The organism is Rhodopseudomonas parapalustris (assembly GCF_053772255.1).
Window position 1 is genome coordinate 1 of record NZ_JAMKBZ010000034.1, and the last position, 21,175, is coordinate 21,175.

Annotated in this window: 32 protein-coding genes and 1 pseudogene; 32 read left to right on the top strand and 1 reads right to left on the bottom strand. The window is 64.5% G+C overall.

Annotation, left to right across the window (positions count from 1 at the left end; genetic code table 11):
• From M9H71_RS21760 to M9H71_RS21900, 29 genes and pseudogenes are all read left to right on the top strand, one after another.
• A partial coding sequence (locus tag M9H71_RS21760) for an EF-Tu C-terminal domain-related protein (RefSeq protein ID WP_455406988.1) occupies positions 1-584 on the top strand: 584 nt, incomplete at its 5' end.
• 89 nt (positions 585-673) lie between these two features.
• Positions 674-982, top strand: coding sequence for a 30S ribosomal protein S10 (gene rpsJ, locus M9H71_RS21765; RefSeq protein WP_002712302.1), 309 nt, complete (start codon positions 674-676; stop codon positions 980-982).
• Between the two features lie 50 nt (positions 983-1,032).
• On the top strand, positions 1,033-1,758 hold the full coding sequence (rplC, locus tag M9H71_RS21770) for a 50S ribosomal protein L3 (RefSeq protein WP_164604343.1): 726 nt from the start codon (positions 1,033-1,035) through the stop codon (positions 1,756-1,758).
• Position 1,759: 1 nt separating this feature from the next.
• Positions 1,760-2,380 (top strand): 50S ribosomal protein L4, encoded by a 621-nt coding sequence (gene rplD / locus M9H71_RS21775; protein ID WP_264052662.1) that lies wholly within the window; start codon positions 1,760-1,762, stop codon positions 2,378-2,380.
• Positions 2,377-2,676, top strand: a complete 300-nt coding sequence (locus tag M9H71_RS21780) for a 50S ribosomal protein L23 (protein WP_455406989.1) — start codon at positions 2,377-2,379, stop codon at positions 2,674-2,676. The genes rplD and M9H71_RS21780 overlap by 4 nt, the downstream gene beginning before the upstream one ends.
• A gap of 13 nt (positions 2,677-2,689) precedes the next feature.
• On the top strand, positions 2,690-3,526 hold the full coding sequence (rplB, locus tag M9H71_RS21785) for a 50S ribosomal protein L2 (protein WP_455406990.1): 837 nt from the start codon (positions 2,690-2,692) through the stop codon (positions 3,524-3,526).
• Positions 3,527-3,537: 11 nt separating this feature from the next.
• Entirely contained in the window at positions 3,538-3,816 is a 279-nt protein-coding gene (rpsS, locus tag M9H71_RS21790) for a 30S ribosomal protein S19 (protein ID WP_011158791.1), read from the top strand.
• A 10-nt stretch (positions 3,817-3,826) separates the two neighbouring features.
• A complete protein-coding gene (gene rplV / locus M9H71_RS21795) occupies positions 3,827-4,210 on the top strand; it encodes a 50S ribosomal protein L22 (RefSeq protein ID WP_011158790.1) in 384 nt (127 codons plus the stop codon).
• A 22-nt stretch (positions 4,211-4,232) separates the two neighbouring features.
• Complete coding sequence (rpsC, locus tag M9H71_RS21800; protein ID WP_455406991.1) at positions 4,233-4,940, top strand: 30S ribosomal protein S3; 708 nt, start codon at positions 4,233-4,235, stop codon at positions 4,938-4,940.
• Between the two features lie 32 nt (positions 4,941-4,972).
• A complete protein-coding gene (gene rplP / locus M9H71_RS21805) occupies positions 4,973-5,386 on the top strand; it encodes a 50S ribosomal protein L16 (RefSeq protein WP_013501921.1) in 414 nt (137 codons plus the stop codon).
• A 5-nt stretch (positions 5,387-5,391) separates the two neighbouring features.
• Positions 5,392-5,601: a 50S ribosomal protein L29 gene (gene rpmC / locus M9H71_RS21810; protein WP_114356383.1), complete on the top strand. Its 210-nt coding sequence runs from the start codon at positions 5,392-5,394 to the stop codon at positions 5,599-5,601.
• A gap of 12 nt (positions 5,602-5,613) precedes the next feature.
• Positions 5,614-5,862, top strand: coding sequence for a 30S ribosomal protein S17 (gene rpsQ, locus M9H71_RS21815; protein WP_110785880.1), 249 nt, complete (start codon positions 5,614-5,616; stop codon positions 5,860-5,862).
• 63 nt (positions 5,863-5,925) lie between these two features.
• Positions 5,926-6,294, top strand: a complete 369-nt coding sequence (rplN, locus tag M9H71_RS21820) for a 50S ribosomal protein L14 (protein WP_011158785.1) — start codon at positions 5,926-5,928, stop codon at positions 6,292-6,294.
• Entirely contained in the window at positions 6,294-6,608 is a 315-nt protein-coding gene (gene rplX / locus M9H71_RS21825; RefSeq protein WP_164604353.1) for a 50S ribosomal protein L24, read from the top strand. The genes rplN and rplX overlap by 1 nt, the downstream gene beginning before the upstream one ends.
• Positions 6,601-7,158 carry a 50S ribosomal protein L5 gene (gene rplE, locus M9H71_RS21830; RefSeq protein ID WP_455406992.1) on the top strand — a complete coding sequence of 186 codons (558 nt, stop codon included), beginning with the start codon at positions 6,601-6,603 and terminating at the stop codon, positions 7,156-7,158. Before rplX ends, rplE begins: the two co-directional genes overlap by 8 nt.
• Positions 7,159-7,201: 43 nt before the next feature.
• Entirely contained in the window at positions 7,202-7,507 is a 306-nt protein-coding gene (gene rpsN / locus M9H71_RS21835; RefSeq protein ID WP_164604360.1) for a 30S ribosomal protein S14, read from the top strand.
• Positions 7,508-7,522: 15 nt separating this feature from the next.
• Positions 7,523-7,921, top strand: a complete 399-nt coding sequence (gene rpsH / locus M9H71_RS21840; RefSeq protein ID WP_013501927.1) for a 30S ribosomal protein S8 — start codon at positions 7,523-7,525, stop codon at positions 7,919-7,921.
• A 112-nt stretch (positions 7,922-8,033) separates the two neighbouring features.
• Positions 8,034-8,567: a 50S ribosomal protein L6 gene (gene rplF / locus M9H71_RS21845; protein WP_455406993.1), complete on the top strand. Its 534-nt coding sequence runs from the start codon at positions 8,034-8,036 to the stop codon at positions 8,565-8,567.
• A gap of 11 nt (positions 8,568-8,578) precedes the next feature.
• Positions 8,579-8,941, top strand: a complete 363-nt coding sequence (rplR, locus tag M9H71_RS21850; RefSeq protein WP_455406994.1) for a 50S ribosomal protein L18 — start codon at positions 8,579-8,581, stop codon at positions 8,939-8,941.
• Between the two features lie 60 nt (positions 8,942-9,001).
• Positions 9,002-9,577, top strand: a complete 576-nt coding sequence (rpsE, locus tag M9H71_RS21855; RefSeq protein ID WP_011158778.1) for a 30S ribosomal protein S5 — start codon at positions 9,002-9,004, stop codon at positions 9,575-9,577.
• Positions 9,578-9,635: 58 nt separating this feature from the next.
• Positions 9,636-9,830, top strand: coding sequence for a 50S ribosomal protein L30 (gene rpmD, locus M9H71_RS21860; RefSeq protein ID WP_011158777.1), 195 nt, complete (start codon positions 9,636-9,638; stop codon positions 9,828-9,830).
• A 12-nt stretch (positions 9,831-9,842) separates the two neighbouring features.
• Positions 9,843-10,328 carry a 50S ribosomal protein L15 gene (gene rplO / locus M9H71_RS21865; protein ID WP_415217046.1) on the top strand — a complete coding sequence of 162 codons (486 nt, stop codon included), beginning with the start codon at positions 9,843-9,845 and terminating at the stop codon, positions 10,326-10,328.
• A gap of 151 nt (positions 10,329-10,479) precedes the next feature.
• Positions 10,480-11,811 carry a preprotein translocase subunit SecY gene (gene secY / locus M9H71_RS21870; protein WP_455406995.1) on the top strand — a complete coding sequence of 444 codons (1,332 nt, stop codon included), beginning with the start codon at positions 10,480-10,482 and terminating at the stop codon, positions 11,809-11,811.
• Positions 11,808-12,887: an adenylate kinase gene (locus tag M9H71_RS21875; RefSeq protein WP_455406996.1), complete on the top strand. Its 1,080-nt coding sequence runs from the start codon at positions 11,808-11,810 to the stop codon at positions 12,885-12,887. Before secY ends, M9H71_RS21875 begins: the two co-directional genes overlap by 4 nt.
• A gap of 185 nt (positions 12,888-13,072) precedes the next feature.
• Positions 13,073-13,441, top strand: a complete 369-nt coding sequence (rpsM, locus tag M9H71_RS21880; RefSeq protein WP_110785871.1) for a 30S ribosomal protein S13 — start codon at positions 13,073-13,075, stop codon at positions 13,439-13,441.
• A 130-nt stretch (positions 13,442-13,571) separates the two neighbouring features.
• Positions 13,572-13,961 carry a 30S ribosomal protein S11 gene (gene rpsK / locus M9H71_RS21885; protein ID WP_011158772.1) on the top strand — a complete coding sequence of 130 codons (390 nt, stop codon included), beginning with the start codon at positions 13,572-13,574 and terminating at the stop codon, positions 13,959-13,961.
• 133 nt (positions 13,962-14,094) lie between these two features.
• The gene (locus M9H71_RS21890) at positions 14,095-15,114 is read left to right on the top strand and encodes a DNA-directed RNA polymerase subunit alpha (protein WP_455406997.1); all 1,020 of its coding nucleotides are present in this window, start codon (positions 14,095-14,097) and stop codon (positions 15,112-15,114) included.
• 156 nt (positions 15,115-15,270) lie between these two features.
• Positions 15,271-15,690 (top strand): 50S ribosomal protein L17, encoded by a 420-nt coding sequence (gene rplQ, locus M9H71_RS21895; protein ID WP_164604374.1) that lies wholly within the window; start codon positions 15,271-15,273, stop codon positions 15,688-15,690.
• 261 nt (positions 15,691-15,951) lie between these two features.
• Positions 15,952-16,143: pseudogene (locus M9H71_RS21900) on the top strand (oxidoreductase); the annotation flags it as partial.
• A gap of 415 nt (positions 16,144-16,558) precedes the next feature.
• On the opposite strand, the gene M9H71_RS21905 reads toward M9H71_RS21900, so the two are convergent.
• A complete protein-coding gene (locus tag M9H71_RS21905; protein WP_455406998.1) occupies positions 16,559-17,578 on the bottom strand; it encodes a zinc-binding alcohol dehydrogenase family protein in 1,020 nt (339 codons plus the stop codon).
• A 129-nt stretch (positions 17,579-17,707) separates the two neighbouring features.
• Here M9H71_RS21905 and M9H71_RS21910 point away from each other — a divergent pair, with 129 nt between their 5' ends.
• The 3 genes from M9H71_RS21910 (at position 17,708) to M9H71_RS21920 (ending at position 21,128) form a co-directional block, all read left to right on the top strand.
• Complete coding sequence (locus tag M9H71_RS21910; protein ID WP_455406999.1) at positions 17,708-18,097, top strand: winged helix-turn-helix transcriptional regulator; 390 nt, start codon at positions 17,708-17,710, stop codon at positions 18,095-18,097.
• 82 nt (positions 18,098-18,179) lie between these two features.
• Positions 18,180-19,571, top strand: a complete 1,392-nt coding sequence (locus tag M9H71_RS21915; RefSeq protein ID WP_455407000.1) for a DegQ family serine endoprotease — start codon at positions 18,180-18,182, stop codon at positions 19,569-19,571.
• Between the two features lie 225 nt (positions 19,572-19,796).
• The gene (locus M9H71_RS21920; RefSeq protein ID WP_455407001.1) at positions 19,797-21,128 is read left to right on the top strand and encodes a replication-associated recombination protein A; all 1,332 of its coding nucleotides are present in this window, start codon (positions 19,797-19,799) and stop codon (positions 21,126-21,128) included.
• Positions 21,129-21,175 lie beyond the last annotated feature (47 nt).

Below are 21,175 nucleotides of genomic sequence, written 5' to 3' on the forward strand. Positions count from 1 at the left end.
CGCAGCCGGAGCGTCCGATCGACCAGCCGTTCCTGATGCCGGTCGAAGACGTGTTCTCGATCTCGGGCCGCGGCACCGTGGTGACCGGTCGTGTCGAGCGCGGCGTGATCAAGGTCGGTGAGGAAATCGAAATCGTCGGCATCCGCCCGACGCAGAAGACGACCTGCACCGGCGTCGAAATGTTCCGCAAGCTGCTCGATCAGGGCCAGGCGGGCGACAACATCGGCGCACTGCTGCGCGGCACCAAGCGTGAAGACGTCGAGCGTGGCCAGGTGCTGTGCAAGCCGGGTTCGGTGAAGCCGCACACCAAGTTCAAGGCCGAGGCCTACATCCTGACCAAGGAAGAGGGCGGCCGCCACACCCCGTTCTTCACCAACTACCGTCCGCAGTTCTACTTCCGCACCACCGACGTGACCGGTGTGGTGCATCTGCCGGAAGGCACCGAGATGGTGATGCCGGGCGACAACATCGCGATGGAAGTGCACCTGATCGTGCCGATCGCAATGGAAGAGAAGCTGCGCTTCGCCATCCGCGAAGGCGGCCGCACGGTGGGCGCCGGCGTCGTCGCCGCGATCATCGAATAAGCGGGGAATAGCGAATAGAGAGCGGCGGACGGGATGTCCGTCCGCTGCTCACTACTCACCATTCGCGACACGAAAGAAAGAATACGGCAATGAACGGCCAGAATATTCGCATTCGCCTCAAGGCGTTCGACCATCGGATTCTCGATACGTCGACCCGTGAGATCGTCAACACCGCGAAGCGAACCGGTGCGCAGGTGCGCGGGCCGATCCCGCTGCCGACCCGGATCGAGAAGTTCACCGTCAACCGTTCGCCGCACGTCGACAAGAAGAGCCGCGAGCAGTTCGAGATGCGCACTCACAAGCGCCTGCTCGACATCGTCGACCCGACCCCGCAGACCGTCGATGCTTTGATGAAGCTCGACTTGGCCGCCGGCGTCGACGTCGAAATCAAGCTCTGAGATTGTAACGTCCGGTTATCGAACGGACAGAAAGAACAGGAAGCACGCCGATGCGCTCCGGAGTGATCGCACAGAAGGTCGGGATGACGCGGGTCTTTACAGAGGCCGGCGAGCACATCCCTGTGACCGTGCTGAAGCTTGGCAATTGCCAGGTGTTGGGCCACCGCACCAACGAGAAGAACGGCTACGTGGCGCTGCAGGTCGGCTCCGGCTCGCGCAAGACCGTGTACATGCCGAAGGCTGAGCGCGGCCAGTTCGCCGCCGCCAAGGTCGAGCCGAAGCGTAAGGTCGAAGAGTTCCGCGTGTCCGAGGACGCGCTGCTCCCGGTCGGCGCCGAGATCCAGGCCGACCACTTCGTCGTCGGCCAGTTCGTCGACGTCACCGGCACTTCGACCGGTAAGGGCTTCGCCGGCGGTATGAAGCGCTGGAACTTCGGCGGTCTGCGCGCCACCCACGGCGTGTCGGTGTCGCACCGTTCGATCGGTTCGACCGGTGGTCGTCAGGACCCCGGCAAGACCTTCAAGAACAAGAAGATGCCGGGCCACATGGGCGTCGATCGCGTCACCACGCTGAACCTGCGGGTGGTGCAGACCGATGTCGAGCGCGGGCTGATCCTGGTCGAGGGCGCTGTGCCCGGCACCAAGGGTGGCTGGATCCGCGTGCGTGACGCGGTGAAGAAGGCGCTGCCGGCGGATGCGCCGAAGCCGGGCAAGTTCCGGCTCGCCAATGGCGATGCGGCTGCGGAAGCGCCGGCCGCCGAGCAGGAAGGTGCGTGAGATGGAACTGAAAGTCACCACCCTCGAGGGTAAGGAAGCCGGTTCGGTCCAGCTCTCCGACGAGATCTTCGGTCTGGAGCCGCGCACCGACATCATCCAGCGTTGTGTGATCTGGCAGCTCGCCAAGCGGCAGGCCGGCACGCACAAGGCCAAGGGGCGCGCCGAGGTCTGGCGCACCGGCAAGAAGATGTACAAGCAGAAGGGCACCGGCGGTGCTCGTCACGGTTCGCAGCGGGTGCCGCAGTTCCGTGGCGGCGGTCGCGCTTTCGGCCCGGTGGTGCGTTCGCACGCCATCGACCTGCCGAAGAAGGTGCGTGTCCTGGCGCTGCGTCATGCGCTCTCGGCCAAGGCCAAGGGCGGCGGTCTGATCGTGCTCGACAAGGCTGAGCTCGAAGCCGCCAAGACCAAGACGCTGGTCGGTCACTTCTCGGGCCTCGGCCTCGAGAGCGCGCTGATCATCGACGGCGCCGAGGTGAACAACGGTTTCGCCGCGGCGGCCCGCAACATCCCGAACATCGACGTGCTGCCGGTTCAGGGCATCAACGTCTATGACATTCTGCGCCGCAAGAAGCTGGTGCTGACCAAGGCGGCGGTCGATGCGTTGGAGGCGCGCTTCAAATGAAATCCATCGATCCGCGCCATTACGACGTGATCGTTGCGCCGGTCGTGACTGAAAAGTCCACGATGGCGTCCGAACACAACAAGGTCGTGTTCAAGGTGCAAGGCGGCGCGACCAAGCCGCAAATCAGAGAAGCCGTCGAAAAGCTGTTCGACGTCAAGGTGAAGAGCGTGAACACGCTGGTGCGCAAGGGCAAGACCAAGGCCTTCCGCGGCACCTTCGGCACGCAGTCGGACGTCAAGCGCGCGGTCGTGACCTTGGAAGAAGGCCACCGCATCGACGTCACCACCGGACTGTGAGGCGGGACCGACCATGGCATTGAAAACCTTTAATCCCACGACGCCGGGCCAGCGCCAGCTGGTGATGGTCGATCGTTCGGCGCTGTACAAGGGCAAGCCGGTCAAGCGGCTGACCGAGGGCAAGATCTCGAACGGCGGTCGTAACAACACCGGTCGCATCACGGTGCGGTTCCGGGGTGGTGGCCACAAGCAGTCGTACCGTCTGGTCGACTTCAAGCGCACCAAGGTCGACGTTCCGGCCAAGGTCGAGCGCCTGGAATACGATCCGAACCGCACTGCGTTCATCGCGCTGATCAAGTACGAGGACGGCGAGCAGGCCTACATCCTGGCGCCGCAGCGTCTGGCGGTCGGCGACACCGTTATCGCGGGCGCCTATGTCGACGTGAAGCCGGGCAACGTGATGCCGCTGGGCAACATGCCGATCGGCACCATCGTGCACAACGTCGAGCTGAAGATCGGCAAGGGTGGTCAGCTGGCGCGTTCGGCCGGCACCTACGCTCAGATCGTCGGTCGCGACCACGACTACGTGATCCTGCGCATGAACTCGGGCGAACAGCGCCTGGTTCACGGCCGCTGCATCGCGGCGATCGGTGCGGTGTCGAATCCGGACCACATGAACATCTCGATCGGCAAGGCCGGTCGTAAGCGCTGGCTCGGCCGTCGCCCGCACAACCGCGGCGTCGTCATGAACCCGATCGACCACCCGCACGGCGGCGGTGAAGGCCGCACCTCGGGCGGCCGTCACCCGGTCACCCCGTGGGGCAAGCCGACCAAGGGTAAGAAGACCCGTTCGAACAAGTCGACCGACAAGTTCATCCTCATCAGCCGCCACAAGCGGAAGAAGAAGTAAGGAAGCCGGACATGGTTCGCTCAGTCTGGAAGGGCCCGTTCGTCGAGGCCTCGCTGCTGAAGAAGGCCGATGCCGCGCGCGCGTCGGGCCGTCACGACGTGATCAAGATCTGGAGCCGTCGCTCGACTATCCTGCCGCAGTTCGTCGGCCTGACCTTCGGCGTCTACAACGGCCAGAAGCACGTCCCGGTGTCGGTGAACGAGGAAATGGTGGGTCACAAGTTCGGCGAATTCTCGCCGACCCGCACTTTCCACGGCCACGCCGGCGACAAGAAGTCGAAGAAGGGTTGAGGACGAGACGATGAGCAAACCCAAGCGCGAACGAAGCCTGCCTGATAACGAGGCTAAGGCTGTCGCCAGGATGCTTCGCGTCTCTCCGCAGAAGCTCAACCTGGTCGCCCAACTGATCCGCGGCCGCAAGGCGTCGGCGGCTCTCGCCGACCTCGCGTTTTCGCGCAAGCGGATCGCTGTCGACGTGAAGAAGTGCCTGGAATCGGCTATCGCCAACGCCGAGAACAATCACGATCTCGACGTCGACGCGCTGGTCGTCTCCGAGGCCCACGTCGGTAAGGGCATCGTGATGAAGCGTTTCACCCCGCGCGGCCGTGGTCGTTCGGGCCGTATTTTCAAACCCTTCGCGCAGCTGACGATCGTCGTTCGTCAGGTCGAAGAAGCAAGCGCTTAAGCGAAGGCGCGGGAGACTTTCGATGGGTCAAAAGATCAATCCGATCGGGCTGCGGCTGGGCATCAACCGGACGTGGGATTCCCGTTGGTACGCCGGCAAGAACGAGTACGGCAGGCTGCTGCACGAGGACGTCAAGATCCGCGAGATCCTGCACAAGGAACTGAAGCAGGCGGCGGTTGCGCGCATCGTGATCGAACGTCCGCACAAGAAGTGCCGGGTGACGATCCATTCGGCGCGTCCCGGCGTGGTGATCGGCAAGAAGGGCGCCGACATCGACAAGCTTCGTAAGAAGGTTGCCGACATCACCTCGTCCGACGTGGTGATCAACATCGTCGAAATCCGCAAGCCCGAGCTCGACGCGACCCTGGTCGCGGAGTCGATCGCTCAGCAGCTCGAGCGCCGCGTGGCGTTCCGGCGTGCGATGAAGCGGGCGGTGCAGTCGGCGATGCGTCTCGGCGCCGAAGGCATCCGTATCAACTGCTCGGGCCGTCTCGGCGGCGCCGAAATCGCCCGTATGGAGTGGTACCGCGAAGGCCGCGTGCCGCTGCACACCCTGCGCGCCGACATCGACTACGGCGTCGCGACCGCGTTCACGACCTTCGGCACCTGCGGCGTCAAGGTCTGGATCTTCAAGGGCGAGATCCTCGAGCACGATCCGATGGCCCAGGACAAGCGCATGGCCGAAGGCGATGCTGGCGGTTCGTCCCGTCCGCGCCGCGACGCCGCCTGATCGCGCAGAATTCGAATTGAGGGCGTAAAGCCATGATGCAACCAAAGAGAACCAAGTTCCGCAAGGCGCACAAGGGCCGCATCCACGGCGTTGCGTCCTCGGGCGCGACCCTGGCTTTTGGTCAGTTCGGCCTGAAGGCGATGGAGCCGGAGCGGATCACTGCACGTCAGATCGAAGCCGCTCGTCGCGCGCTGACCCGTCACATGAAGCGTGCCGGCCGCGTCTGGATCCGGATTTTCCCCGATCTTCCGGTGTCGAAGAAGCCGGCCGAAGTCCGCATGGGCTCCGGCAAGGGTTCGCCGGAACTGTGGGTGGCGCGGGTCAAGCCGGGCCGGGTGATGTTCGAGATCGACGGCGTCAACCAGCAGATCGCCCGCGAAGCGCTGACGCTCGCCGCCGCCAAGCTGCCGATCAAGACGCGCTTCGTCGCGCGTATCGCGGAGTAATCGTGATGGCTGAGATGAAGACCGCCGATATCCGGGCGATGAGCGAAGATCAGATGGACGACGCGATCCTGAACCTCAAGAAGGAGCGCTTCAACCTTCGGTTCCAGCGCGCCACCGGCCAGCTCGAGAACACCTCCCGGCTGCGCGAGGCTCGCCGTGACATCGCCCGCATCAAGACCATCGCCGCGCAGAAGCGCGCCGGCAAGACGAAGTAAGGACCTTTAGACATGCCGAAGAGGACCCTTCAGGGCGTGGTCGTCAGCGACAAGCAAGAAAAGACGATCGTGGTGCGCGTCGACCGCCGCTTCACTCACCCGATCTACAAGAAGACCATCCGGCGCTCGAAGAACTACCACGCGCACGACGAGAACAGCCAGTTCAAGCCGGGCGACATGGTGTGGATCGAAGAGAGCAAGCCGATCTCCAAGTTGAAGCGCTGGACCGTCGTCCGGGGCGAACCGAAGAAGACCGCCTAAGCGCGCTTTTGCGCATCAGTTTAGCGCGCGAACAGCGCAGCAGAGAGAGGACGAGGTGCATCAATGATTCAGATGCAGACCAACCTCGACGTGGCCGACAATTCAGGCGCACGCCGTGTCATGTGCATCAAGGTGATTGGGGGATCCAAGCGCCGGTATGCGACCGTGGGTGACGTCATTGTGGTCTCGATCAAGGAAGCGATTCCGCGGGGCAAGGTGAAGAAGGGCGACGTGATGAAGGCCGTGGTGGTCCGTGTCCGCAAGGACATCCGCCGCGCCGACGGCTCCGTCATCCGTTTCGACCGTAACGCCGCCGTTCTGATCAACAATCAGTCGGAGCCGATCGGCACCCGTATCTTCGGGCCGGTGCCGCGCGAACTTCGCGCGAAGAACCACATGAAAATCATTTCGCTGGCGCCGGAGGTGCTGTGATGGCCGCCAAGATCCGTAAGGGTGACAAGGTGATCGTGTTGAGCGGTCGCGACAAGGGCCGCACCGGTGAGGTGTTCGAGGTCCGTCCGGACGCCGGCAAGGCTCTGGTGCGCGGCATCAACGTGGTCAAGCGCCACCAGAAGCAAACCCAGACTCAGGAAGGCGGCATCATCTCGAAAGAGGCGCCGATCGACCTGTCGAACATCGCGATCGTCGGCAAGGACGGCAAGCCGACCCGCGTCGGATTCAAGATTCTCGCGGACGGCAAGAAGGTCCGCATCGCCAAGCGCTCGGGAGCAGAGATCGATGGCTGAGACCGCATACGTTCCGCGGCTGCGCACGGAATACGACCGCAGCATTCGCGCGCAGCTCACCGAGAAGTTCGGCTACGCCAACGTGATGCAGGTGCCGAAGCTCGACAAGGTCGTGCTCAACATGGGCGTCGGCGAGGCGGTGAACGATCGCAAGAAGGCCGAGCAGGCGGCGGCGGATCTGTCGCTGATCGCCGGCCAGAAGGCGGTGATCACCTATTCGCGCGTCGCGATTTCGACCTTCAAGCTGCGCGAGAACCAGCCGATCGGCTGTAAGGTGACGCTGCGCCAGGCTCGGATGTACGAGTTCATCGACCGCCTGATCACGGTCGCGCTGCCGCGCGTCCGCGACTTCCGCGGCCTGAACCCGAAGAGCTTCGACGGTCGCGGCAACTACTCGCTCGGCATCAAGGAGCACATCATTTTCCCCGAAATCGACTTCGACAAGACCGGCGAGTCGTGGGGCATGGACATCACGGTGTGCACCACCGCGCAGACCGACGACGAGGCGCGTGCGCTACTCACCGCTTTCAATTTCCCGTTCCGGCAGTGAGACGCTGAAAAGCATCTCAAACGCGGAAACCCAGGAGCCTGATATGGCAAAGAAGAGTGCGATCGAGAAGAACAACCGCCGGAAGAAGATGGCCAAGAACGCGGCGCCCAAGCGCGCGCGTCTGAAGGCCGTCATCGCCGACAAGACCAAGCCGATGGAGGAGCGCTTCGCGGCGACGCTGAAGCTCGCCGAGATGCCGCGAAACTCGTCGGCGACCCGGATCCGCAACCGCTGCGACCTCACCGGCCGTCCGCGTTCGGTCTATCGTCTCAACAAGCTGAGCCGTATCGCGATCCGTGACCTCGGCTCGAAGGGCCTGGTTCCGGGCCTCGTGAAGTCGAGCTGGTAAGGGGAGGGTCGTCAGATGTCCACGCACGATCCGATCAGCGATCTCATCACCCGCATCCGCAACGCGCAGATGCGCTCCAAGTCCAAGGTTTCGACCCCGGGCTCCAAGATGCGCGCCAACGTTCTCGACGTGCTGAAGGCGGAAGGCTACATCCGCGGCTACGCCTCCGTCGAGCATCCGTCGGGGCGCAGCGAGCTTGAGATCGAGCTGAAGTATTTCGACGGCGAACCGGTGATCCGCGAGATCGAGCGCGTCTCCCGGCCGGGCCGGCGCGTTTACGCGTCCGTGAAGAACCTGCCGCGCGTCAACAACGGCCTCGGCATTTCGGTGCTGTCGACCCCGAAGGGGATCATGGCCGATCACGACGCCCGCGACGCCAATGTTGGCGGCGAGGTTCTGTTCACGGTGTTCTAATCGCCGGCGCCGGCGGCCGCAGGGTGCGGCCGGGAGGCGCCGGAGAACGGAAATTGGCGCATCGTCCCGGGCGGCTTTCGCCGGAGGATGCAGGGTTTAAGAAGGATCGACCATGTCACGCGTTGGCAAGAAGCCCGTCACGGTCCCGTCTGGGGTGACGGCGACCGTCGAGGGACAGACCGTCAAGATGAAGGGGCCGAAGGGCCAGCTTCAGTTCGTCGTGCACGACGACGTCGACGTGAAGTTCGAGGACGGTTCGGTTTCGGTATCGCCGCGGTTCGAGACCAATCGGGCGCGGGCGCTTTACGGCACGGCTCGCGCGCAGATCGCGAATCTGGTGGAAGGCGTCACCAAGGGCTTCGAGAAGAAACTCGAAATCACCGGCGTCGGCTATCGCGCGGCGATGCAGGGCAAGAAGCTGCAGCTCGCGCTCGGGTACAGCCACGACGTGCTGTACGACATCCCGGAAGGCATCACCATTACGGTGCCGAAGCCGACCGAGATCACCGTCGCAGGCATCGATTCGCAGAAGGTCGGCCAGGTAGCCGCCGAAATCCGCGAATATCGCCCGCCGGAGCCGTACAAGGGCAAGGGCGTCCGCTACTCGGACGAATTCATCTTCCGCAAGGAAGGCAAGAAGAAGTAACGGAGCCGGTCATGTCGAAGATGAAGGTTACGAATGCCCGGCGCACCAACCGGGTCCGGAATGCGCTGAGGCGCACCGCCAACGGTCGTCCGCGGCTGTCGGTGTTCCGCTCGTCGAAGCACATCTATGCGCAGGTGATCGACGACGCCAAGGGCGAGACGCTCGCTTCGGCCTCGTCGCTGGAGAAGACCCTGCGCGAAGCCGGCAACACCGGCGCCGACATCGATGCGGCGAAGGCGGTCGGCAAGCTGCTCGCCGAGCGGGCGGTGCAGAAGGGCGTCAAGGAGGTCGTGTTCGACCGCGGCGGCTATCTGTATCACGGTCGCGTCAAGGCGCTGGCGGATGCGGCCCGCGAGAGCGGCCTGAGCTTCTAAGTTTCGGATTGAACGGATACCAGGATCGGGGCGCGAGCCTCGCAAGGATTGGAACACACCATGGCAGCTGAACGCGAACGCGGCGGACGCGAACGGAGCAGGGAGCGCGAGGAGCGCGACAGCGAGTTCGTCGACAAGCTCGTCCACATCAACCGTGTGGCGAAGGTGGTGAAGGGCGGCAAGCGCTTCGGCTTCGCTGCGCTGGTCGTGGTCGGCGATCAGAAGGGCCGGGTCGGCTTCGGTCACGGCAAGGCGCGCGAAGTGCCGGAAGCGATCCGCAAGGCCACCGAGTCGGCGAAGCGCAACCTGACCCGCGTCGCGCTGCGCGAGGGCCGCACTCTGCATCACGACATCGCCGGCCGTCACGGCGCCGGTCGCGTCTATCTCCGCGCAGCCCCGGCTGGTACCGGCATCATCGCCGGCGGTCCGATGCGTGCGGTGTTCGAGACCCTCGGCATCGCCGACGTGGTCGCGAAGTCGGTCGGTTCGTCGAACCCGTACAACATGGTTCGCGCCACCTTCGACGCGCTGAAGCATCTCGACTCGCCGCGTTCGGTCGCCGCGCGCCGTAATATCAAGGTTTCCACTCTGCAGGCCCGCCGCGTCGGCGGCGACGCCGAAGTGGTTGCCGAATAACAGCGTGATCGAGGGCGATCACGCGGTCTTCTGACAAGACGCGATCGGAGTGAACGAGATGGCCAAGGCCGCAAACATGATCAAGGTCGAGCAGATCGGCAGCCCGATTCGGCGCCATCACTCGCAGCGCGAGACGCTGATCGGCCTGAAGCTGAACAAGATCGGCCGCGTCGCCGAACTGCAGGACACCCCTGAGGTTCGCGGCATGATCGGCAAGGTGCAACACCTCGTCCGCGTCGTCGACGAGAAGTAAGGAGACAGGGCGATGAAGCTCAGCGAGATCGCCGACAACGTCGGTTCGCGCAAAAAGCGCATGCGGATCGGCCGCGGCATCGGTTCGGGCAAGGGCAAGACCGGTGGTCGTGGCGGCAAGGGCCAGACCGCGCGTTCGGGCGTGCGCATCAAGGGCTTCGAGGGCGGTCAGATGCCGCTGCATCGTCGCCTGCCGAAGCGCGGCTTCAACAACATCTTCGCGCTCGACTTCGCCGAGGTGAACCTCGACCGTCTCCAGGAGGCCGTCGATGCCAAGGCGATCGATGCCGGCAAGGTGGTCGATGCCGCGGCGCTGGTCGAGGCGGGCGTCCTGCGCCGCGCCAAGGACGGCGTTCGTCTGCTCGGCCGCGGTGAGCTCACCGCGAAGCTGAACATCGAAGTGCACGGCGCGACGAAGTCGGCGATCGCTGCGGTCGAAAAGGCCGGCGGTTCGGTCAAGATCCTCGCCCCCAAGGCGGACGAAGGCGAAGCGGCGTAATATCCCCGTCAGCGCCCGCTGTTAAAGCGGGCGCCCGGCTTCGCCGGTACGGTGGATTTTTCGACGCGCGCGCACCAAATAGATGCCCGGCGCCGACCCGACCGCCGCATCCGGCAGCGGATCGGGACAGCAGCGCGGGAGAAAGCCGGACATGGTCTCAGCAGCGGAACAACTAGCGGCAAATCTCAATTTCTCGGCGCTCGGTAAAGCCGAAGAGTTGAAGAAGCGGATCTGGTTCACGCTCGGCGCGCTGCTGGTGTACCGCTTCGGAACCTACATCCCGCTGCCGGGCATCGACCCGAACATCTGGGATCAGGTGTTCCGTCAGCAGGCCGGCGGCATCCTCGGCATGTTCAACATGTTCGCCGGCGGCGGCATCCACCGCATGGCGATCTTCGCGCTCAACATCATGCCGTACATCTCGGCATCGATCATCGTGCAGTTGCTGACGACGGTGTCGCCGCAGCTCGAGGCGCTGAAGAAGGAAGGCGAGAGCGGCCGTAAGACGCTCAACCAATACACTCGCTATCTCACCGTGCTGCTGGCGCTGGTTCAGTCCTACGGCATCGCCGTCGGTCTGGAAGGTGCGGGCAATGTGGTGTCCGACCCGGGCATGTTCTTCCGGCTGTCGACCACGATCACGCTGACCGGCGGCACCATGTTCCTGATGTGGCTCGGTGAGCAGATCACCTCGCGCGGCATCGGCAACGGCATCTCGCTGATCATCCTCGCCGGCATCGTCGCCGAGTTGCCCTCGGCGCTCGCCAACATGCTCGAGCTCGGCCGTCAGGGCGCGCTGTCGACCGGCCTGATCCTGGTCGTGCTGGTGATGGCTGTGGTCGTGATCGCCTTCATCGTGTTCATGGAGCGCGCCCAGCGCCGGCTGCTGATCCAGTACCCGAAGCGCCAGGTCGGCAATAAGATGTTCGAGGGGCAGTCTTCGCATCTGCCGCTGAAGCTGAACACCGCAGGCGTGATTCCGCCGATCTTCGCGTCGTCGCTGCTGCTGCTGCCGACCACGATCGCGAACTTCAATGCCGGCAACGGTCCGGAATGGCTGCAGTGGATCGTGACCCAGTTCGGGCACGGCCGCCCGCTGTTCCTGGTGTTCTACATCGGCATGATCGTGTTCTTCGCGTTCTTCTACACCGCGATCGTGTTCAACCCGACCGAGACCGCGGACAATCTGAAGAAGCACGGCGGCTTCATTCCGGGCATCCGTCCGGGCGAACGCACCGCCGAGTACATCGATTACGTGCTGTCGCGCATCACCGTGGTCGGCGCGATCTATCTGGCGATCGTCTGCTTGATCCCGGAGATCATGATCTCCTACGCGGCGGTGCCGTTCTATTTCGGCGGAACTTCGCTTCTGATCGTTGTCAGCGTGACGATGGATACGGTTGCGCAGGTGCAGGGCTATCTGCTGGCTCACCAGTATGAGGGCCTGATCAAGAAGTCGAAGTTGCGGGGGCGCAAGAAATGAGACTGATCCTCCTCGGACCGCCTGGCGCGGGCAAGGGCACCCAGGCGGCCCGTCTGGTCGAGCGGCACGGCATCGTGCAGCTCTCCACTGGCGACATGCTGCGCGCCGCGGTCGCGGCCGGCACGCCGGTCGGCCTCAAGGCCAAGGACATCATGGCGGCCGGCGGTCTGGTGCCGGACGAGGTGGTGATTGGGATCATCTCCGATCGGATCGATCAGGACGACGCCGCCCAGGGGTTCATCCTCGATGGCTTCCCGCGCACCGTGCCGCAGGCCGAGGCGCTCGACCGCCTGCTCAAGGACAAGGGCTTCGATCTCGACGCCGTGGTCGAGCTGAAGGTCAATGAAGGCGCGCTGCTCGACCGGGTCGAGACCCGTGTCGCCGAGATGCGCGCCCGCGGCGAGGAGCCGCGCGCCGACGATAACGCCGAAGCGCTGGCCAAGCGTTTGTCTGCGTATCGCGCGCAGACCGAGCCGCTGGTCGACTATTATTCCGAGAAGCGCAAGCTGCTGACGGTCGACGGCATGATGTCGATCGACGAAGTTACGCGCGAGATCGGCCGGGTGCTCGAAGCGGTTCGCGCCGCCGACGCCAAGAAGGGAGCCAAGGCTTCCCGCGCCAAGCGCGTGGTGAAGACCACCGCCAAGAAGGCCAAGGCTGCGAGCAAGACGGCGGCCAAGGCTGCCAAAAAGCCGGCCGGCAAGTCGGGGGCGAAGGCCGCCTCTGCCAAGAAATCTTCGGCCAAACAGGCGGTTGGCAAGAAGGCTTCAGGCAAGAAGGCAGTCGCCAAGAAGGCGGCCGCGAAGCCGGCCGCTGCCAAGGCGGGCAAATCTGCGGCCGGTAAAGCCGCGAAGGCTGGTCTGAAGAAGGCGGCCAAAGCCGTTGTAAAGGCTGGCAAAAAGGCCGCCAAGGCAGTGGTGAAGGCCGCCAAGGGCGCGGCTAAGCCGTCAGCCGGCAAGAAGGCGGTTGGCAAGAAGGCGACCAAGAAGGCCGCCGCGGCGTCGAAGACCAAGGCGGTTGCCAAGGTCCCGGCGCGTGGCAAAAAGGCCAAAAAGGTCACGAAGAAGCGAGCTTGAATTGGGATTCGGTTGACGAAGCAAAACGGAATCCTTTAATAAGGCCCGATATCCCGTCGGATAGGTTTCAGACGATGCCGGGCCCCAAAACTGAGCGAGGGGTCGGCGTCGTGTTCGCGTTTGTGAACGCCGCCCGAGAGAGCAAGGAATTGACCGGCTGACCGCCGGTGACAGGAGAGAAGTCTGTGGCCCGTATAGCCGGCGTGAATATCCCGACCAACAAGCGCGTGCTGATCGCGCTTCAGTACATCCATGGCATCGGCCAGAAGCATGCCGCCGATATCATCGAGAAGGTGAAGATCCCGCTCGATCGTCGCGTCAATCAGCTCAGCGACGCCGAGGTGTTGCAGATCCGCGAAGTGATCGACCGCGACTATCTGGTCGAGGGTGACCTTCGCCGTGAGACCGGCATGAACATCAAGCGTCTGATGGACCTCGGCTGCTATCGCGGCCTGCGTCATCGTCGCGGCCTGCCGGTGCGTGGTCAGCGCACCCACACCAACGCCCGTACCCGCAAGGGTCCGGCGAAGGCGATCGCGGGCAAGAAGAAGTAAGTTTGCGAGTTGCGAACGGCCAGTGGCGAGTAGGGGACTTCCCCTAGTCGCCACTGGTTGTTCGCCATTCGCCGTTTCGGTGGAGCCGCTGGCGTTACGGCGGCGTTGAGATCACGTAGAAAGGTAGACTATGGCCAAGGACGCCACCCGCATTCGCCGTCGCGAGCGCAAGAACATCGCCTCCGGCATCGCGCATGTGAATTCGTCGTTCAACAACACCACCATCACCATCACCGATGCGCAGGGCAATGCGATTGCCTGGTCGTCGGCCGGCACGATGGGTTTCAAGGGCTCGCGCAAGTCGACCCCTTACGCTGCGCAGGTCGCGGCCGAGGACGTCGCCAAGAAGGCGCAGGAGCACGGCATGCGCACCCTCGAAGTCGAGGTGGCGGGCCCCGGTTCGGGCCGTGAGTCGGCGCTGCGCGCGCTGCAGGCGGCGGGCTTCACGGTGACCTCGATCCGCGACGTCACCACCATCCCGCACAACGGCTGCCGTCCGCGTAAGCGTCGTCGCGTCTGAGTTTTGGTCGCCGACGGCCCTATGCCGCCGGCGGCTCTATTCGTTGTTTCCCGCGGATTGATCCGCAGTTTCCAATGCTAGCGACGATGCGCCGGGGCCCCGGCGTCGATCGCCTGGCCAGGAAGGTGACACAGTGACGATCCAGAAAAATTGGCAGGAATTGATTCGGCCGAACAAGCTCCAGGTCACCCCCGGGAGCGATGCCACCCGGTTCGCGACGCTGGTCGCCGAGCCGCTCGAGCGCGGCTTCGGCCAGACCCTCGGCAACGCGCTGCGCCGCGTGCTGCTGTCGTCGCTGCAGGGCGCGGCGGTTCAGTCGGTGCACATCGATGGCGTGCTGCACGAGTTCTCCTCGATCGCTGGCGTTCGCGAGGACGTCACCGACATCGTGCTGAACATCAAGGACATCTCGCTGAAGATGCAGGGCGAAGGCCCGAAGCGGATGGTCATCAAGAAGTCCGGTCCGGGCGTCGTCACCGCCGGTGACATCCAGACCGTCGGCGACATCGTCGTGCTGAACCCCGATCTGCAGCTCTGCACGCTGGATGACGGCGCCGAGATCCGCATGGAGTTCACCGTCAACACCGGCAAGGGCTATATCGCCGCCGAGCGCAACCGTCCCGAGGACGCGCCGATCGGTCTGATCCCGGTCGACAGCCTGTACTCGCCGGTCCGCAAGGTGTCGTACAAGGTCGAGAACACCCGCGAGGGCCAGATCCTCGACTACGACAAGCTGACCATGACGGTCGAGACCAACGGCGCGATCTCGCCGGAGGACGCAGTGGCGTTCGCCGCCCGCATCCTGCAGGATCAGCTCAACGTCTTCGTCAACTTCGAAGAGCCGCGCAAGGAAGTCACTCAGGAGATCATTCCGGATCTCGCCTTCAACCCGGCCTTCCTCAAGAAGGTGGACGAGCTCGAGCTGTCGGTGCGTTCGGCAAACTGCCTGAAGAACGACAACATCGTCTACATCGGCGACCTGGTGCAGAAGTCGGAAGCCGAAATGCTCCGCACCCCGAACTTCGGCCGCAAGTCGCTGAACGAGATCAAGGAAGTGCTGGCTCAGATGGGCCTGCATCTCGGCATGGAAGTGCCGGGCTGGCCGCCGGAGAACATCGACGAGCTCGCCAAGCGCTTCGAGGATCATTACTGAGCCAATCGGCCTCATGGTTCGCCATGAGGCCTCTTCCTCATCCTGCGAAGCGGCGTCGCCGCTTCTCGAAGGGTGGGGCTCCACCAGGGCGAACGCAGGTAGCCCGCCTGCAACTCCGACGAACCGTCGGGTATCATCGAGTGAAGGACTGACAACATGAAACACGGCAAGGTTCATCGGAAGCTCAACCGCACCGCCGAACACCGCAAGGCGATGTTCGCCAACATGTGCGCCGCGCTGATCAAGCACGAGCAGATCGTCACCACGCTGCCGAAGGCCAAGGAATTGCGGCCGATCGTCGAGAAGCTGGTCACCCTCGGCAAAAAGGGCGGCCTCGACAAGCGCCGCCAGGCGATCGCCGAAATGCGCGATAAGGACCAGGTCAAGAAGCTGTTCGACGTGCTGGCGCCGCGCTACGCCGACCGTAACGGCGGCTACACCCGCATCATCAAGGCCGGCTTCCGCTATGGCGACAATGCCGCGATGGCGGTGATCGAGTTCGTCGACCGCGACGAAGACGCCAAGGGCAAGGATTCGGGTCCGACCCAGGACAGCAGCGAAGCCGAAGCGGCGTAAGCGGCTTCCTTCCAGTCTGAGATTTCAAAAGGCGGTGCCCCACGGCGCCGCCTTTTTCCTTGCTGGGCGAGGTTTTGTTCCGACGTCATCCCCGCGCATGCGGGGATTCAGTATTCCAGGGCGTCGATGATGGGCACGAAGGCTCTGCGATACTGGGGCGCCCGCCTTCGCGGGCGATGACGGTGTGTAGTTGTGGCCTGTCTATCCGGACGGTCACGTCGCGCCGGACGAACTGCCGTCCGATCGAGCCACGACGTTGTGCAGAACGGTGAGTCCGAAAGCGAAGCTGCGGCCAACTTCATCAAGCAGCATCGCCCCGGCTCGCTGATCCAGCGCTTCGCCACCGTCGAAGAGATTGCCAACATGGTGGTCTATGTCAGCTCCAAGCAAGCCTCCGCCACCAACGGCGCCGCGCTCCGCGCCGAAGGCGGCCTGCTGCAGACGATCGCGTAGTTCGCCCCTAGAGGTCTTCGATTCACTACCCGAGGCAGCCCTCACCCCAACCCTCTCCCGCAAGCGGGAGAGGGAGTTCGCCGCATTCGAGCGGATGAAATGATCCCGTCACAATTTCCGAACTAACAGCAATCCTACGCCGCGTTCATCCGCAGCGCCGCCGCAACGGCAGCGCGCTCCCTCTCCCGCTTGCGGGAGAGGGGTGGGGTGAGGGCGCCCCAAGCACGATGTCCTCGACCCATCCCCGTCATTCGGGGGCGCTCGCGAAAGCGAGCGACCCCGGAATCCCGATGTTGTTACGAAGAAATCCGAGTGCGAGAGCTGATGCAGAGATTTCCGGGTTCGCGCTGCGCGCGCCCCGGAATGACCCGGGGAGAGGGCGGTGATCAATCCGTCCTGGTACCAAGCAACGGAATTACTCCCACCCCTCCAGCACGACCTTGCCGACCGACTTGCCGCTTTCGATCAGCGCGTGGGCGCGTTTCAGGTTGGCGGCGTTGATGGTGCCAAGAGTTTTGTCCAGCGTGGTGCGCAGCACGCCGGAATCGATCAGGCCGGCGACTTCGTCGAGCAGATCGTGTTGGGCGATCATGTCGGCGGTCTCGAAAGTCGAGCGCGCGAACATCGCTTCCCAATGCAGCGAGGCCGATTTGGGCTTCAGCAGCATCGGATTGATCGGCTGCACCGGATCGTCGATCAGGCCGATCTTGCCCTGCGGGGCGAGGATGTCGATCAGCTGGGTGAAGTGCGTATCGGTGTTGGTGAGGCTCGCGATCAGCGAAACCGGCGGCAGCTTCAGCGCGTCGACCTGCGGCTTCATCGGCTGACTGTGATCGATCACCGCGTGCGCGCCGAGTTCGAGGCACCACTTCGTCGTCTCCGGCCGCGACGCCGTGGCGATGATGCTGAGGCCGGTGAGGCGGCGCGCGAGCTGAATGAGGATCGACCCGACCCCGCCGGCGCCGCCGATGATCAGCAGCGTGCGCGGATCGAACGCCTTGCTCGGGCGTGCGCCGAGCCGGTCGAACAGCAGTTCCCAGGCGGTGATCGAGGTCAGCGGCAATGCTGCGGCCTCGGCAAAGCCCAGCGTCTTCGGCTTGCGGCCGACGATGCGCTCGTCGACCAGATGGAATTCGGCGTTGGTGCCCGGCCGCTGGATCGAGCCGGCGTAGAACACCTCGTCGCCCGGCCGGAATAGCGTCACCTCGGTGCCGACCGCCGCGACCACGCCGGCAGCGTCGTAGCCGAGGATCTTGTATTCGCCGGCGGGCGGGGCGGCGCGCTTGCGGACCTTGGTGTCGACCGGATTGACCGAGATCGCCTTCACCGCAACCCGGAGGTCGCGCGGACCCGGCTCGGGCTTGGCGAGCTCGATATCGAGCAGTGCTTCCGGGGCGTCGATCGGGAGGCTCTTGGTGTAGCCGACAGCTTTCATGATGGTCTCCGTGCAAGGGCGTCTTGGCGCGCAAGATTGGGCGCGCAAGGTCGCCTCCGGGAACCCATATTGCAAGTACTGTCATTTGGGGGATATAGTCACCGATCGGATACTATTGGACCCCTTCGCATGAAGCGTCGCAATTTTGCTTGTGCGCCCGGCTGTTCTGTCGAGGTGACGCTCGACCTGATCGACGGCAAATGGAAGGGCGTGATCCTCTACCATCTGCAGGACGGCCGGCTGCGGTTCGGCGAGCTGCGCCGGCGAATGCCGGGCATCACCCAGCGGATGCTCACCAAGCAGCTCCGCGCCCTGGAGGACGACGACCTGATTACCCGCCAGGTGTTCGCCGAAGTGCCGCCGCGGGTGGAATACGCGCTGTCGGAGACCGGCGAGCGGCTGCGCCCGGTGATCGATGCGCTCAAGCGCTGGGGCGAGGAACATCGCGCTCGCCAGCAGCAACTCGCTTCTTCTGCAGCCGAATCGACAACCGAAACCGCCGAGGCTCAGCCGGCGTGAGCGCCGGCCGCTTTTCCTTCTCCTGGCTTGGCCGGCGGACTATATCTGCTGCGCCCTAGATGCCCCTGTAACGGATTCCCGCATGAACCCGATCCGCACGTTGACCATCCTGTGTCTGTCGCTCGCCCTCACCACGCCGCTCGCGGCGCAGGAGCGGCGGCTGCCGTCGTCGCAGGCGGAGATCCGTCTGAGCTACGCGCCGATCGTGCAGCATGTGCAGCCGGCGGTCGTGAACGTCTACGCCGCCAAGTTGGTGCAGAACCGCAATCCGCTGCTCGACGATCCGATCTTCCGCCGGTTCTTCGGCGTGCCCGGCCAGCCTGAGCAGATCCAGCGCTCGCTCGGCTCGGGCGTGATGATCGATGCCTCCGGTCTGGTCGTCACCAACAACCACGTCATCGAGGGCGCCGATCAGGTCAAGGTCGCGCTCGCCGATAAGCGCGAGTTCGAGGCCGAGATCGTGCTCAAGGACAGCCGTACCGATCTGGCGGTGCTGCGGCTCAAGGACACCAAGGAGAAATTCCCGACGCTCGACTTCGCCAATTCCGACGACCTGATGGTCGGCGATCTGGTGCTGGCGGTCGGCAATCCGTTCGGCGTCGGCCAGACCGTGACCCACGGTATCGTGTCGGCGCTGGCGCGTACCCAGGTCGGCATCACTGACTATCAGTTCTTCATCCAGACCGACGCGGCGATCAATCCAGGCAATTCGGGCGGAGCGCTGGTCGACATGACCGGCAAGCTGGTCGGTATCAACACCGCGATCTTCTCGCGCTCCGGCGGCTCGCAGGGCATTGGCTTCGCGATTCCCGCCAACATGGTGCGGGTGGTGGTCGCCTCGGCCAAGAGCGGCGGCAAGGCCGTGAAGCGGCCATGGCTCGGCGCGCGGCTGCAGGCGGTGACGCCGGAGATCGCCGAAACCCTCGGCCTGAAGCGGCCGGGCGGTGCGCTGGTCGCCAGCGTCACCAAGGGCAGCCCGGCGGAACGGTCCGGGCTGAAGCTGTCGGACCTGATCGTGTCGATCGACGGCTTCACGATCGACGATCCCAACGCGTTCGACTATCGCTTCGCCACCCGGCCGCTCGGCGGCGCCGCGCAGATCGAGGTCCAGCGCAACGGCAAGCCGGTGAAGCTGTCGATCCCGCTCGAGACCGCGCCGGACACCGGCCGCGACGAACTGGTGATTACTTCGCGCTCGCCGTTCAAGGGCGCCAAGATCGCCAACATCTCGCCGGCGATCGCCGACGAAATGCGGCTCGACCCGAGCGTCGAGGGCGTCGTCGTCACCGACCTCGCCGACGACAGCACCGCGGCGAATGTCGGCTTCCAGAAGGGCGATATCATTGTCGCGGTGAACAACAGCCGGATCGCCAAGACCAGTGACCTCGAGCGCATCGCCGGCCAGTCCCCGCGTCTGTGGCGCATCATGCTGGTCCGCGGCGGCCAGCAGATCCAAGTCACGCTGGGTGGATAGCTCTTCGGGACACGACGCCCTCCAGAGAGCTCTGCCGATGCGTTCCGGCACTGACTTAGCCCGACGTCATGCCCGGCCTTGTGCCGGGCATCCACGCCTTGCAGCGGCTGTTGCAAGAAAGACGTGGATGGCCGGGACAAGCCCGGCCATGACGAAGGTGAGTGGACGGGGCCGCTGTCCGGTCGGAACGCAGAATCTTCGCGCAGCGGATGTGGGCACAACGGCATGAGCCCCAAGCGCCCGCAGCAATCCGAGAACCTGTTTGCCGCCGCTGGCCTCGAGCGCGAGGCGCCGCGGCCGTTGCCGGATCGGCTGCGGCCGCGCGCGCTCGCCGAGGTCGTCGGCCAGGATCACATCGTCGGCCCGGACGGCGCGCTGACGCGGATGCTGGAGACGCGGACGCTCGGCTCGCTGGTGTTCTGGGGCCCGCCCGGCACCGGCAAGACCACCGTGGCGCGGCTGCTCGCCGACGCCACCGAGCTGCATTTCGAGCAGATCTCCGCGGTGTTTTCCGGCGTCGCCGACCTGAAGAAAGTGTTCGACGCCGCCCGCGCGCGCCGCGAGATGGGCACCGGCACGCTGTTGTTCGTCGACGAGGTGCATCGCTTCAACAAAGCGCAGCAGGACTCGTTTCTGCCGGTGATGGAAGACGGCACCGTGGTGATGGTCGGCGCCACCACTGAGAACCCGTCGTTCGAACTCAACGCGGCGCTGTTGTCGCGCGCCCGCGTGCTGGTGTTTCGCTCGCTCGACGCGGAGGCGATCGAGAAACTGTTTGCTCATGCGGAAGACGTCGAAGGCAAGAAGCTGCCGCTCGACGACGAGGCGCGGGCGGTGCTGGTGCGGATGTCCGACGGCGACGGCCGCGCCTCGCTGACGCTGGCCGAAGAGGTCTGGCGCTCGGCGCGCGCCGGCGAAGTGTTCAATGCCGCGCAGCTTCAGGACATTCTGCAGCGCCGCGCGCCGATCTACGACAAGGGCGCCGACGGCCACTACAACCTGATCTCCGCGCTGCACAAATCGGTGCGCGGCTCGGATCCGGACGCGGCGCTGTACTATCTGTGCCGGATGTTCGACGCCGGCGAAGATCCGCTGTTCCTGGCGCGCCGCGTGGTACGGATGGCGGTCGAGGACATCGGTCTCGCCGATCCGCAGGCGCTGGTGATCTGCAACGCCGCCAAGGACGCCTACGACTTCCTCGGCAGCCCCGAGGGCGAGCTGGCAATCGCGCAGGCGGTGATCTATCTCGCCACCGCGCCGAAATCCAACGCCGCCTACACCGCCTACAAGGCCGCGACCGCGACCGCCAAGCGCGCCGGCTCGCTGCTGCCGCCCAAGCACATCCTCAACGCGCCGACCGGCTTGATGAAGTCGGAAGGCTACGGCTCCGGCTATCAGTACGACCACGACACGCCGGAGGGATTCTCCGGCCAGAACTACTTCCCAGACGCGCTCGGCCGCCAGACTTTTTACGATCCGCCAGACCGTGGCTTCGAACGCGAGATCCGCAAGCGGCTCGATTACTGGGCCAAGCTGCGCGCCGCCAAGGGCGGTTAGTTCGCCACTCCGTCGCATTTGCGATGGTACTGCGCGTCTTTCCAAAC

Coding starts and splice junctions, on each gene's coding strand:
- rplX (WP_164604353.1), top strand. CDS start 6,294: ATGGCCGCCAAGATCCGTAAGGGTGACAAGGTGATCGTGTTGAGCGGT.
- rplQ (WP_164604374.1), top strand. CDS start 15,271: ATGAAACACGGCAAGGTTCATCGGAAGCTCAACCGCACCGCCGAACAC.
- rplP (WP_013501921.1), top strand. CDS start 4,973: ATGATGCAACCAAAGAGAACCAAGTTCCGCAAGGCGCACAAGGGCCGC.
- rplE (WP_455406992.1), top strand. CDS start 6,601: ATGGCTGAGACCGCATACGTTCCGCGGCTGCGCACGGAATACGACCGC.
- rpsK (WP_011158772.1), top strand. CDS start 13,572: ATGGCCAAGGACGCCACCCGCATTCGCCGTCGCGAGCGCAAGAACATC.
- rpsJ (WP_002712302.1), top strand. CDS start 674: ATGAACGGCCAGAATATTCGCATTCGCCTCAAGGCGTTCGACCATCGG.
- rpsN (WP_164604360.1), top strand. CDS start 7,202: ATGGCAAAGAAGAGTGCGATCGAGAAGAACAACCGCCGGAAGAAGATG.
- rplF (WP_455406993.1), top strand. CDS start 8,034: ATGTCACGCGTTGGCAAGAAGCCCGTCACGGTCCCGTCTGGGGTGACG.
- rplO (WP_415217046.1), top strand. CDS start 9,843: ATGAAGCTCAGCGAGATCGCCGACAACGTCGGTTCGCGCAAAAAGCGC.
- M9H71_RS21780 (WP_455406989.1), top strand. CDS start 2,377: ATGAAATCCATCGATCCGCGCCATTACGACGTGATCGTTGCGCCGGTC.
- rplN (WP_011158785.1), top strand. CDS start 5,926: ATGATTCAGATGCAGACCAACCTCGACGTGGCCGACAATTCAGGCGCA.
- rpsH (WP_013501927.1), top strand. CDS start 7,523: ATGTCCACGCACGATCCGATCAGCGATCTCATCACCCGCATCCGCAAC.
- rplV (WP_011158790.1), top strand. CDS start 3,827: ATGAGCAAACCCAAGCGCGAACGAAGCCTGCCTGATAACGAGGCTAAG.
- rplB (WP_455406990.1), top strand. CDS start 2,690: ATGGCATTGAAAACCTTTAATCCCACGACGCCGGGCCAGCGCCAGCTG.
- M9H71_RS21905 (WP_455406998.1), bottom strand. CDS start 17,578: ATGAAAGCTGTCGGCTACACCAAGAGCCTCCCGATCGACGCCCCGGAA.
- rpsC (WP_455406991.1), top strand. CDS start 4,233: ATGGGTCAAAAGATCAATCCGATCGGGCTGCGGCTGGGCATCAACCGG.
- rplC (WP_164604343.1), top strand. CDS start 1,033: ATGCGCTCCGGAGTGATCGCACAGAAGGTCGGGATGACGCGGGTCTTT.
- M9H71_RS21920 (WP_455407001.1), top strand. CDS start 19,797: ATGAGCCCCAAGCGCCCGCAGCAATCCGAGAACCTGTTTGCCGCCGCT.
- M9H71_RS21875 (WP_455406996.1), top strand. CDS start 11,808: ATGAGACTGATCCTCCTCGGACCGCCTGGCGCGGGCAAGGGCACCCAG.
- secY (WP_455406995.1), top strand. CDS start 10,480: ATGGTCTCAGCAGCGGAACAACTAGCGGCAAATCTCAATTTCTCGGCG.
- rpsS (WP_011158791.1), top strand. CDS start 3,538: ATGGTTCGCTCAGTCTGGAAGGGCCCGTTCGTCGAGGCCTCGCTGCTG.
- rpmC (WP_114356383.1), top strand. CDS start 5,392: ATGGCTGAGATGAAGACCGCCGATATCCGGGCGATGAGCGAAGATCAG.
- M9H71_RS21910 (WP_455406999.1), top strand. CDS start 17,708: ATGAAGCGTCGCAATTTTGCTTGTGCGCCCGGCTGTTCTGTCGAGGTG.
- M9H71_RS21915 (WP_455407000.1), top strand. CDS start 18,180: ATGAACCCGATCCGCACGTTGACCATCCTGTGTCTGTCGCTCGCCCTC.
- rplD (WP_264052662.1), top strand. CDS start 1,760: ATGGAACTGAAAGTCACCACCCTCGAGGGTAAGGAAGCCGGTTCGGTC.
- rplR (WP_455406994.1), top strand. CDS start 8,579: ATGTCGAAGATGAAGGTTACGAATGCCCGGCGCACCAACCGGGTCCGG.
- rpsE (WP_011158778.1), top strand. CDS start 9,002: ATGGCAGCTGAACGCGAACGCGGCGGACGCGAACGGAGCAGGGAGCGC.
- rpmD (WP_011158777.1), top strand. CDS start 9,636: ATGGCCAAGGCCGCAAACATGATCAAGGTCGAGCAGATCGGCAGCCCG.
- rpsQ (WP_110785880.1), top strand. CDS start 5,614: ATGCCGAAGAGGACCCTTCAGGGCGTGGTCGTCAGCGACAAGCAAGAA.